General features: G+C 38.7%; 15 protein-coding genes. All 15 read left to right on the plus strand.

The genetic code is table 11. From position 1 onward, the window contains the following. The first annotated feature begins 2 nt into the window (after positions 1–2). Positions 3–473 carry a GNAT family N-acetyltransferase gene (locus B2V92_RS09675; protein WP_293307306.1) on the plus strand — a complete coding sequence of 157 codons (471 nt, stop codon included), beginning with the start codon at positions 3–5 and terminating at the stop codon, positions 471–473. A gap of 2 nt (positions 474–475) precedes the next feature. Further along, positions 476–1,459 (plus strand): N-acetyl-gamma-glutamyl-phosphate reductase, encoded by a 984-nt coding sequence (gene argC, locus B2V92_RS09680; protein WP_293307308.1) that lies wholly within the window; start codon positions 476–478, stop codon positions 1,457–1,459. A gap of 133 nt (positions 1,460–1,592) precedes the next feature. Further along, positions 1,593–1,949 carry a four helix bundle protein gene (locus B2V92_RS09685; RefSeq protein ID WP_293307310.1) on the plus strand — a complete coding sequence of 119 codons (357 nt, stop codon included), beginning with the start codon at positions 1,593–1,595 and terminating at the stop codon, positions 1,947–1,949. A 94-nt stretch (positions 1,950–2,043) separates the two neighbouring features. Beyond that, a complete protein-coding gene (locus tag B2V92_RS09690) occupies positions 2,044–3,192 on the plus strand; it encodes an aspartate aminotransferase family protein (RefSeq protein ID WP_293307312.1) in 1,149 nt (382 codons plus the stop codon). A gap of 4 nt (positions 3,193–3,196) precedes the next feature. Then, positions 3,197–3,562, plus strand: coding sequence for a four helix bundle protein (locus B2V92_RS09695; protein WP_293307314.1), 366 nt, complete (start codon positions 3,197–3,199; stop codon positions 3,560–3,562). A gap of 87 nt (positions 3,563–3,649) precedes the next feature. Continuing rightward, positions 3,650–4,624: an acetylornithine carbamoyltransferase gene (locus B2V92_RS09700; protein WP_293307316.1), complete on the plus strand. Its 975-nt coding sequence runs from the start codon at positions 3,650–3,652 to the stop codon at positions 4,622–4,624. A gap of 10 nt (positions 4,625–4,634) precedes the next feature. Then, a complete protein-coding gene (locus B2V92_RS09705; RefSeq protein WP_293307318.1) occupies positions 4,635–5,732 on the plus strand; it encodes a PDDEXK nuclease domain-containing protein in 1,098 nt (365 codons plus the stop codon). Next, positions 5,722–6,558, plus strand: coding sequence for an acetylglutamate kinase (gene argB, locus B2V92_RS09710; protein ID WP_293307320.1), 837 nt, complete (start codon positions 5,722–5,724; stop codon positions 6,556–6,558). The genes B2V92_RS09705 and argB overlap by 11 nt, the downstream gene beginning before the upstream one ends. Before the next feature lie 159 nt (positions 6,559–6,717). Further along, entirely contained in the window at positions 6,718–7,530 is an 813-nt protein-coding gene (gene proC / locus B2V92_RS09715; protein WP_293307322.1) for a pyrroline-5-carboxylate reductase, read from the plus strand. A 132-nt stretch (positions 7,531–7,662) separates the two neighbouring features. Beyond that, positions 7,663–8,730 carry a M20 family metallo-hydrolase gene (locus B2V92_RS09720; protein ID WP_293307324.1) on the plus strand — a complete coding sequence of 356 codons (1,068 nt, stop codon included), beginning with the start codon at positions 7,663–7,665 and terminating at the stop codon, positions 8,728–8,730. A 64-nt stretch (positions 8,731–8,794) separates the two neighbouring features. Continuing rightward, entirely contained in the window at positions 8,795–9,019 is a 225-nt protein-coding gene (locus B2V92_RS09725; protein ID WP_293307326.1) for a DUF433 domain-containing protein, read from the plus strand. Then, positions 9,019–9,351 carry a DUF5615 family PIN-like protein gene (locus tag B2V92_RS09730; RefSeq protein WP_293307328.1) on the plus strand — a complete coding sequence of 111 codons (333 nt, stop codon included), beginning with the start codon at positions 9,019–9,021 and terminating at the stop codon, positions 9,349–9,351. The genes B2V92_RS09725 and B2V92_RS09730 overlap by 1 nt, the downstream gene beginning before the upstream one ends. 60 nt (positions 9,352–9,411) lie before the next feature. Further along, positions 9,412–10,743: an argininosuccinate lyase gene (gene argH, locus B2V92_RS09735; protein ID WP_293307330.1), complete on the plus strand. Its 1,332-nt coding sequence runs from the start codon at positions 9,412–9,414 to the stop codon at positions 10,741–10,743. Between the two features lie 20 nt (positions 10,744–10,763). Beyond that, positions 10,764–10,952 carry a hypothetical protein gene (locus B2V92_RS09740; protein WP_293307332.1) on the plus strand — a complete coding sequence of 63 codons (189 nt, stop codon included), beginning with the start codon at positions 10,764–10,766 and terminating at the stop codon, positions 10,950–10,952. Continuing rightward, positions 10,952–11,222, plus strand: a 271-nt coding sequence (locus B2V92_RS09745; protein ID WP_293307334.1) for a hypothetical protein, incomplete at its 3' end; no start/stop codon positions are given. The genes B2V92_RS09740 and B2V92_RS09745, both read left to right, overlap by 1 nt.

Below are 11,222 nucleotides of genomic sequence, written 5' to 3' on the forward strand. Positions count from 1 at the left end.
TTGTGAATAATATAACGATTAAACAGCTAGGATTAACAGAAGCCCACTTAGTAGTTGGCCTGTTTAACCAGTATCGTATATTTTATAAACAGTTTTCGGATATCGGGATGGCCAGGGCCTTTATTGATGAACGCTTACAGCATAACGAATCTGTCATTTTTGTGGCCGTTGATACCGATAGTTTGCAGCCCGTAGGTTTTACGCAGTTATATCCAAAATATTCTTCTGTAAGGTTAAGTAAAAACTGGATCCTGAATGATTTATATGTTGCTGAAGATTACCGCAAGCAGGGAATTGGCGAAAAACTAATTAAAACCGCCATGGATTTTGCCAAAACCAACGGATCTACATTTGTACAATTGGAAACAGCTATCGACAATTTTAATGCACAGCACCTTTACGAAAGTATCGGTTTTGTAAAGCAGGGAAATGACGAAGAATTTTTTCTTTATAAAATAGCACTAAACTCATAGAGATGAATAAAATTAAAGCAGGAATAATCGGTGGTGCAGGTTACACTGGAGGCGAAATGTTGCGCATCCTCGTTAACCACCCAAATGTTGAAATTGCTTTTGTAAATAGTACCAGTAACGCAGGAAACCTGATTTCGGATGTGCATACTGATTTAATCGGCGATACCGATTTAAAATTTGTAAGCGACATTCCGCAAGATATCGATGTATTATTTTTATGTGTTGGTCACGGCGATGCTAAAAAGTTTTTGGCCGCAAACCCGATCAACGAAAACATTAAAATCATCGATTTATCACAGGATTTTAGATTAAATGAAAAATCGGCATTCGAAAACCGCGAATTTGTTTACGGATTGCCCGAACTAAACCGCGAAAAGATTAAAACTGCTAAAAATATTGCCAATCCGGGTTGTTTTGCAACCTGTATCCAATTAGGATTATTGCCTTTGGCTGCAAAAGGTTTAATCCAGAAAGAGGTTCACATCAATGCAACAACCGGTTCAACCGGTGCCGGACAGAGTTTGGCTACCACTTCGCACTTCAGTTGGAGAAACAACAACCTGTCTATTTATAAGGCATTTGAACATCAGCACCTGAACGAGATCAGCGAAAGTTTGTTGCAGTTACAGCCATCACTTTCGGAAGTTTTAAACTTTATTCCACAACGTGGAGCATTTACCAGGGGCATTTTGGCTGCCATGTACCTCGAAAGCGATCTAACTTTGGAAGAGGCACAAAACCTTTACGAAGAATATTATAGCGCACATCCTTTTACGCATGTAAGCCGGAATAATATCGATTTAAAACAGGTAGTAAATACCAATAAAGCATTGGTTCATGTAGAAAAACACGGAGGTAAATTATTTATCATCAGCATTATCGATAACCTGCTAAAAGGAGCCAGCGGACAAGCAGTTCAGAATATGAACTTAATGTTCGGCTTTGAAGAAACAGCTGGGCTTAGGTTGAAGGCCGCGAATTTCTAGGCTGAAGGCTTACAGACCAAAGCTGAAAGTCCAAAGACCAAAGCAAAGATAGCATGGTGCCAACATAAAGGAAATAATGATTTAAATATTGCATTAAGCTTAGTCTTTTTGCTTTTACCTTTAAGTTTAGAAAATGAGAGATTATCAGAAATTGGATGTTTGGAAGAAATCACATTTGATGGTTCTATATGTCTACAAATTTATTTTGCCTGATTTTCCTCCTCATGAAAAATATGATTTGCAAAGTCAGGTAAAAAGAGCGGCATATTCTGTTCCATTAAATATTGTTGAAGGAGCGGGGCGGCGAACCGAAAAAGATTTTGCGCATTTTCTTGATAATGCTTTAGGCTCTGTTCAAGAATTGGAATACGCTTGTTTTCTGGCAAAAGATTTAGAATATCTTGAAGAAGGCAAGTATTTAGAAATTTATAAAATGGCTGGTGAAGTTAAAGCAATGTTAATTGGCTTAATTAAGCACCTAAGACAATAACCAAGATTGAATACTGATAGATTAGGCGTCATGCTATATGAAATATTGCAAGAAGCTTTGGTCTTTAGTCTTTGGTCTTTAACCTTATTAAAAAATGAATTTATTCGACGTTTACCCACTTAACGATATAGAAATAACCAAAGCAGCCGGCAGCAATGTTTGGGATGCTAACGAACAACAATATTTAGACCTATATGGCGGTCACGCTGTGATTTCAATAGGTCATACCCATCCACATTACGTAAGCCGTTTAACCGATCAGTTAAATAAAGTTGGTTTTTACTCCAATTCGGTTAAAATTCCTTTACAGGTTCAGCTTGCCGAAAAATTGGGTGAAGTATCCGGTAAAAAAGATTTCCAACTGTTTTTATGTAATTCAGGTGCCGAAGCAAACGAAAATGCTTTAAAACTGGCTTCGTTTTACAATGGCAGAAAAAAGGTGATTGCCTTTACAGGTGCTTTCCACGGACGTACCTCTTTGGCAGTTGCCGTAACCGATAACCCCAAAATTGTGGCTCCGGTTAACCAGACCGAAAATGTAATCTTTTTGCCTTTTAATAATGAAGTTGCTCTAGAGGAAACTTTTAAAGCGCAGGGCAATGATATTTCGGCGGTAATTATCGAAGGTATCCAGGGCGTTGGAGGCATCAAAGAAGCTTCCAAAAGCTTCCTTCAAAAAATCCGTTCACTTTGTGATGAATATAATGCTGTATATATTGCGGATAGCGTACAATGTGGCTACGGACGTACCGGCTCTTTTTACTCACACGATTATTCGGGTGTTGAAGCCGATGTATACACCATGGCAAAAGGAATGGGTAATGGATTTCCGGTAGCGGGGATTTCTATTGCTCCTAAGTTTAAACCTTGGCATGGTGAGTTGGGTACAACTTTTGGTGGTAACCATTTGGCCTGTGCTGCTGCACTTGCGGTTTTAGAGGTGATGGAGAAAGATAACCTGATCAAAAATGCCGAAGAGGTAGGTAATTACCTGATTGCTGAATTGAAGAAATTTGAGCAGGTGGTAGAAGTACGTGGCCGTGGATTGATGATCGGGATCGAATTACCTGCAGAACTGGCGCACGTTAAAAAAGAGCTGTTGTTTACCCACCATATTTTTACCGGCGAAGCTAAACCTAACGTAATCCGTTTATTGCCAGCTTTAAACCTAACAAAAGCACACGCTGACGAGTTTTTGGCAGCGTTTGAAAAAGAGGTAAAAGGTGTAAGGCATAAGGTGTAAGGTAATGAGAGACTATAAAAAACTTGACGTTTGGAAAAAAGCACATGAGTTGAATATGTTCATTAAAAAGAATATTGCAACTCAATTTCCAAAAGAAGAGCGATTTGAATTAACGTCTCAATTAACTAGAGCATCCTTATCTATACCTTTAAATATTGTTGAAGGATGTGGAAGATTTACAGATAAAGATTTTGCACATTTTTTAGACACGGCACTGGGATCAACAAATGAAATTGATTATTGTTGTTTATGTGCTTCAGAATTGAAATATATAAGCGAAGAAGAATATTTAAAAGTTAACCAATCAATTAATGAAGTTAGAGCAATGCTAATTTCATTTTTAAAATTTTTAAGGGCGGGTGGAAAATGAAAACACTAAACCCGTGCCGTTTTTGAAATATTTAAGAGCAGGTTGAGGGGAACCTTAAACCCTAAACCTTAAACCTTATACCTTAATATGAAACTTTTCACTTCCGTACACGATGTTCCAAGCATCAAACAGTTTGTAAATGATGCACTTGCGTTAAAAGCAAATCCTTATGCACACCAGGATTTAGGTAAGAACAAAACCCTGGGGTTGGTTTTCATGAACCCGAGCTTACGTACCCGGTTAAGTACGCAAAAAGCGGCCTTAAATTTGGGTATGAACGTAATGGTGATGAATATGGACAAAGAAGGCTGGGCTTTAGAAACACAGGATGGTGTGGTAATGAACGGTACAACCGTTGAACATATCCGTGAAGCAGCAGCTGTAATGGGACAATATTGCGATATTTTAGGACTACGTTCTTTCCCGAAATTGAACAACCGTGAAGAGGATTACAGCGAAGACTTTTTCAATAAATTTGTGAAATACTGTGCTGTACCAGTGGTGAGTTTAGAGAGTGCAACACGACATCCTTTACAGAGTTTTGCCGATATTATTACCATCCACGAAACGTGGACAAAACAACCAGATGGCCGCAAACCTAAGGTGGTTTTAGCCTGGGCGCCGCATGTTAAGGCTTTGCCACAGGCAGTACCTAATTCGTTCGCCGAGTGGATGTGTAAAGCCCAAACTGAAGGCATGATCGATTTTACGATTGCACAACCAGAAGGTTATGAACTTTCGGAAGATTTTACTCCTGGAGCAAACATCCAGTATAATTTAGAAGAGGCTTTGGCCGGAGCGGATTATGTGTATGTGAAAAACTGGAGCAGTTATAAAGAATACGGTAAAGTTTTAACTTACCCTGATGGTTGGATGATGAATAACGAAAAGTTGAAATTTACCAACGATGCAAAAGTAATGCACTGTTTACCCGTACGCCGTGATTTGGAATTATCATCTGAGATTTTAGATGGACCAAACTCTTTGGTTATCCACGAAGCGGGCAACCGTTTGTGGGCAGCACAGGCAGTAATTAAAGCAATGCTGGAAGAATTGAAATAACATTTGCTGAATGGATAATCCAATTAAAAATATTACAACAGATTTCGAGCATATTATTTTGCTTATTACGGAGGCCCGGAACAGGGTTTACACCAAAGCGAATGCGGAACTTGTAATGTTATATTTTAACGTTGGACAAATTGTTTCTGAAAAAGTTGCCAACGGTAATTGGGGCGATGGAACAGTAAACGACTTAGCTGATTATATAATAAAAAGGCAGCCTTTGTTAAAAGGATTTAACCGTCGTGGACTTTATAGAATGAAACAATTTTATGAGGTTTATAGCGATGACGAAATTGTGTCATCAGTGGTGACACAATTGGATTGTATTGATAATCAGAATGATGTAAAAGTGTCACCACCGGTGACACAATTAGGCAATAATTCATTTGAATTTTGCAAAAGGATATTATCTAAAATTAATTGGGCGCATCATTTATTGATTTTATCAAAGACTAAGGGCATTGAAGAAAAGTTCTATTACCTCAATTTATGCTTAGCTGAAAGATTATCAAAAAGAGAGCTCGAGCGTCAGTTAAATTCTGCTACTTTTGAACGCACTATGCTTGGTAATAAATTTGACTCTGTAATAACCAGACAGTTGCCAGAGGGAATTTTTAAAGACCCATACGTTTTTGAGTTTTTAGCCCTACCTGAAATTCATTCGGAAAACGATTTACAACAGGCCTTAATTAAAAACCTGCAAAATTTCATATTGGAAATGGGAAAAGGCTTTACCTATATGGGAAGCGAATACAGGTTACAAGTTGGAAATAAAGATTATTATACAGACCTGCTATTTTACCATCGCGATTTACAGTGTATGGTATTGTTTGAGTTGAAGATAGAAGAATTTCAACCAGAATTTTTGGGGAAATTAAATTTCTATCTCGAAGCTTTGGATAGAGATGTTAAGCGGCCATTCGAAAATCCCAGTATTGGTGTTTTATTGTGCAAAGGTAAAGATGTTGAGGTTGTAGAATACGCCTTAGCCAGAAACTTGTCGCCAGCTTTAATCGCAGATTACGAAACTAAATTGATCGATAAAAAACTGCTTGCAGAAAAATTAAATCAACTTTCAGAAATTTTCTATAGAAATGAAGAATAGACAACTCACTATCATAAAAATCGGCGGAAATGTAATCGATAATTCAGAGAACCTGCATCAGTTTTTGTTGGATTTTACCGCATTACCGGGAGATAAGATCCTGGTACATGGTGGTGGTAAAATTGCAACCGAATTGGGCGAATCGTTAGGCATTGAAGCCAAAATGATTGAAGGCCGGCGGATTACTGATATCGAAACTTTACGGATCGTAACGATGGTTTACGCTGGTTTGATCAATAAAAATATGGTCGCGCAATTACAGGCAAAAGGCAGCAATGCCATTGGTTTGAGTGGTGCTGATGGAAATGTGATCAAGGCAACAAAACGTCCGTTAAAAACGGTAACGCACGGTACCGCTCCTGGGCCCTTGGCGGGTGAGGTAATCGATTATGGTTATGTTGGTGATTTAGATGAAAATTCTGTGTCTTCAAATACCTTAGACAGTTTGCTGAAAGCCGGATTGGTTCCTGTATTGTGTGCCATTACACACGATGGGAACTCGCAATTACTCAATACCAATGCCGATACCATTGCATCTTCGGTTGCGGTAGCGATGTCGGGATTATATGAAACACGTTTGGTATATTGCTTTGAGAAAAAAGGAGTACTGAAAGATGTTAATGATGATGCTTCGGTAGTGAGAGAAATCAAAGCAGATGAATTTGAAGGTTTAAAAGCAGATGGAACAGTACAGGGGGGAATGATCCCTAAGTTGCACAATGCTTTCGAAGCCATTAAAAAAGGTGTTTCGGCAGTGTATATTGGTAAAGCCAATGAACTGACTGAACTTGCCGAAGATACTTTCGGGACCAAAATGCTGAAATAAGGTTTAAGGCGAGAGGTTGAGGGTGTAAGGTTTTAAACGCGGTACATAAAACTGGACCCCGAAAATCGGTATAATCCTATCATCAGTGCAATCAACCCGAAGGAAAATAAATCTGTGCAATCAACCAATCTGTGAAATCAAACTGAAAGAACAATAATTATGTCAAAAAAAATAGCCATTATCGGTAGTGGAAATATCGGTTTATCTTTAGCAAAAGGTTTGGTAAAAGCCAACTTCGCCCAAGCTGCCGACATTACACTTACCCGCAGAAACATCGATCATTTAAAGTCGTACGCCGAAGCCGGTTTCAAGGTAAGTAACAATAACAAACAAGCTGTTGTGGATGCAGATGTTGTGATTTTAGCCGTTCTGCCCCAGCAATTGAATACGGTTTTAGATGAAATCCATTCTTCGGTTGTTCCTGCTAAACATTTGGTTATTTCGGTTATTTCGGGCGTAAGTTGCGCTGCGGTTAGGGAAAAATTAGGTGATGATGTTGAGGTAATCCGGGTAATGCCAAATACGGCAATTGCCATCGGCCAATCGATGACCTGTATGGCCAGCGATAATGCTTCGGCAGAAAATATTACTAACGTGACCAAAATGTTCGAAACAGTTGGTTCAGTAGTTAAAATAAACGAGGATTTAATGACTTCGGCAACAGCACTTTGCGCCTGTGGTATTGCGTTTTTCTTGAGGGCAATCAGAGCAGCATCGCAGGGTGGTGTAGAAATTGGTTTCCATGCCGATGAGGCGCTGAAAATGGCAGTGCAAACAGCAAAAGGTGCAGCTGATCTGCTTTTATTACACGGAACACACCCAGAATCAGAAATAGATAAGGTAACTTCGCCGAAAGGTTGTACCATTGCCGGTTTAAACGAAATGGAACACAATGGTTTTAGTTCATCACTGATAAAAGGTATTAAGCTCTCGGCGCTAAAAGCTGGGAATCTGTATACCAAAGAAGGTTAAAACGGATGTAAAATGGTTAAGGTAAGATGGATGATGTGCCTAACCAGAATTAAAAAGTAACAGGTTCGAGATAAAACTTATCTTGCTACTTGATACTAACTATTTGATACCCGTTATCAATTACTTGCTACTATGTTACTAGAAAATATACAAAAAGAAAGTCTTGATTTATTGCGACAGTTAATCCGCATCCAGTCTTTCAGTAAAGAAGAAGACCGGACGGCAAATTTAATTGCGCAGTTTTTGGAGGAGAGAGGGATTAAAACCCAGCGTAAAATGAATAACGTTTGGGCTTATAACAAACATTTTGATGCAAGCAAGCCAACATTGCTTTTAAACTCTCATCATGATACGGTGAAACCAAATTCTGGTTTTACACGCGATCCTTATGATGCGGCTATCGAAGGTGATAAATTGTTTGGCTTGGGGAGCAACGATGCCGGTGGATGTTTGGTTTCGCTGATCGGTACGTTTTTATATTATTATGAACAGGAAAATCTAAAATATAATATCTGCCTGGCCGCAACCGCTGAAGAAGAAATTTCGGGCAATAATGGTTTGGAACTCGTTCTGCCTGATTTAGGTGAACTCGAATTCGGAATCGTAGGTGAGCCAACAGAAATGAATTTAGCCATTGCTGAACGTGGTTTATTGGTATTGGACTGTGTATCTCACGGTAAAGCCGGTCATGCTGCGCGCGAAGAGGGAGAAAATGCCATTTACAAAGCATTAAAAGATATCGAGTGGTTCAGAAATTACCAGTTTCCTAAAGTATCTGAGGTTTTTGGTCCGTTAAAAATGACGGTGACCATTATCAATGCAGGTTCGCAGCATAATGTTGTGCCCGCAAATTGCACTTTCACGGTTGATGTACGGGTAACAGATGCCTATACCAATGAAGAAGTTTTGGAAATTATCCGTGCAAATGTTGATTGTGATGTTACCCCGCGTTCTATCCGTTTAAAGCCTTCGTCGATTGATAAAAACCATCCGGTGGTTCAGGCTGGTGTAGCATTGGGAAGAACTACTTACGGTTCGCCAACAACATCCGATCAGGCTTTACTGGATATCCCGTCGGTAAAGTGTGGACCAGGATTTTCAGGTCGCTCGCACATGGCCGATGAGTTTTTGTACGTGCGCGAGGTAGCCGAAGGTGTTGCAGGTTACGTAAATATGTTGAAACCGGTTGTTGAAGGTTAAAGCTTCGAAATCAAAGGTTTAAAGTTGTCTATGAGTGAAATCTTATAATATTGTTTATCTTTACATGATGAAAACTTATTCTAATTTCATAGAAATCGATTCAAACAAACGCTTTGGTAGGCCTTGTATAAAAGGGACCAGAATTGCTGTTTATGATGTTTTAAGTTGGTTGTCTAACGGGATGACTATTCAGAACATTTTAGAAGATTTTCCTGAAATTAAAGAAGAAGAAGTATTAGCCTGTCTGGCCTACTCTGCAGATAGGGAACATAATATAAGAGTTGCCTAGTGAAATTATTGTTCGATCAAAACATATCACATAGGATAACAAAACTTTTAGAAACTGATTTTCCAGCTTGTGATCAAATAAGGCGTTTAGGATTAGAAAACAGGTCAGATAAGGATATCTGGACTTTTGCTGGTCAAAACGGCTATGTAATTGTAACCTTCGATGCAGATTTTTACGAATTTTCGAACTTATATGGGCATCCTCCCAAAATAATATGGCTTCGCTTTGGGAATAATACCACTGTTGGAATTGACAAAACATTAATCGGAAAAAGAGAATTAATAAATGATTTTATAAAACAGGATGAATTTTCTTGTTTAGAACTTCAGTAAATAATGGAATATGAAACCTGCTTAGCAAGCTTCATTGCCCGTTAAAAAATAAAGACTATAATGAAAATCTGGCAAAAAAATATAGATGTTAATCAGTTTGTAGAAAGTTTTACANTAGGGAAAGACCGCGAACTGGATCTACAGATGGCAAAATTTGATGTTTTGGGCTCTTTGGCACATACCCAAATGCTCGAAACCATTAATCTGTTAACAGCTGATGAATTAAAAACGGTTCAAAAGGAACTTAAAAACATTTATGCCGAAATTGAAGCTGGAAATTTCACCATCGAAAATACGGTAGAAGACGTGCACTCGCAGGTAGAATGGTTACTAACCCAGCGTATAGGCGAGGCAGGTAAAAAAATCCATAGCGGCAGGTCGCGTAATGATCAGGTTTTGGTTGATCTGAAATTGTTTTTCAGGGCCTGTATCGAAGATATGGTTAGCCAAACTTCAACTTTGTTTAAGCAGTTAATTGAACTGAGCAATACGCATAAAGACAAATTAATGCCAGGTTATACCCATTTGCAGATCGCCATGCCATCATCATTTGGTTTATGGTTTGGTGCTTATGCCGAAAGCCTGGCTGATGATATGGAATTAATGCTGGCTGCATGGAAAATTACCAATAAAAACCCATTGGGTTCTGCTGCGGGTTATGGTTCATCGTTTCCATTAAACAGAACGTTAACAACCGAGTTATTAGGCTTCGAAAGCTTAAACTATAATGTGGTTTATGCCCAGATGGGCCGTGGTAAAACCGAAAGGATTTTGGCACAGGCCATGAGTGCAGTGGCCGCAACTTTGGCCAAAATGGCAATGGATGTTTGTTTGTTCATCAACCAGAATTTTGGTTTCATCAGTTTTCCGCCCGAGCTTACTACAGGATCGAGCATTATGCCGCACAAGAAAAATCCTGATGTTTTTGAACTCATCCGCTCACGTTGTAATAAAATCCAGGCCCTGCCGAACGAAATTGCCATGATGATTACCAATCTGCCGTCAGGATATCACCGCGATCTCCAATTGCTGAAAGAAAACCTGTTCCCGGCAATTACTTCTTTAAACGAATGTTTGGAAATAGCCACTTTTATGTTCCAGAACATCACCATCAATGATGATATTTTGAAAGATAAAAAATATGATTACCTGTTTAGCGTTGAAGTAGTGAACGATCTGGCTTTGCAGGGTGTTCCGTTTAGGGAGGCATATAAAATTGTTGGCGAACAGATAGAAAGTGGTACTTTTGCCCCATCTAGCCAGATACATCATACACACGAAGGCAGCATCGGCAACCTTTGTAATGAGCAGATTACTGCAGCAATGCAGGACGTGCTGTCGCAGTTTGGTTTCGGAAAAGTGAATAAAGCAATAGAAAATATGGTTAAATAAATTTTGCTAAATTTGTAATTATGACAACTTTAACAATAGAAATTAAGGATAAAGACGCAAGTTTTGTAAAAGAATTCCTTAGCAAAATTGGTGCAAAAGTTAAATCTGAACCAACAAGTCAGATAACCTCTGAAATTGCTCAAGCCTTAAAAGAGATTAAGGAAATGCAGCAAGGGAGACGGAAGCCTTTAAGTTTAAAAGATATTTAATGGCTAATGAAGTTATTTATTCAGATGTTTTTATTAAAAAAGCCAAAGTCTACAAAAAGAAATATCTTTCTTTAGTTGAAGATCTCTATGAACTTGAAGAGAAACTTCTTGAGAATCCGCAACAGGGTAATGATCTAGGCGCAGGCCTATATAAAATTAGACTAGCAGTAAAGAGCAAGGGTAAGGGTAAAAGTGGTGGATTTAGAATAATAACTTATCTAGTTTTAAATATGCAAGATAGTGTCGTTATCAATATGCTAACCTTATATG

Source organism: Pedobacter sp. UBA5917 (assembly GCF_002432345.1).
Taxonomy (GTDB): Bacteria; Bacteroidota; Bacteroidia; order Sphingobacteriales; family Sphingobacteriaceae; genus Pedobacter.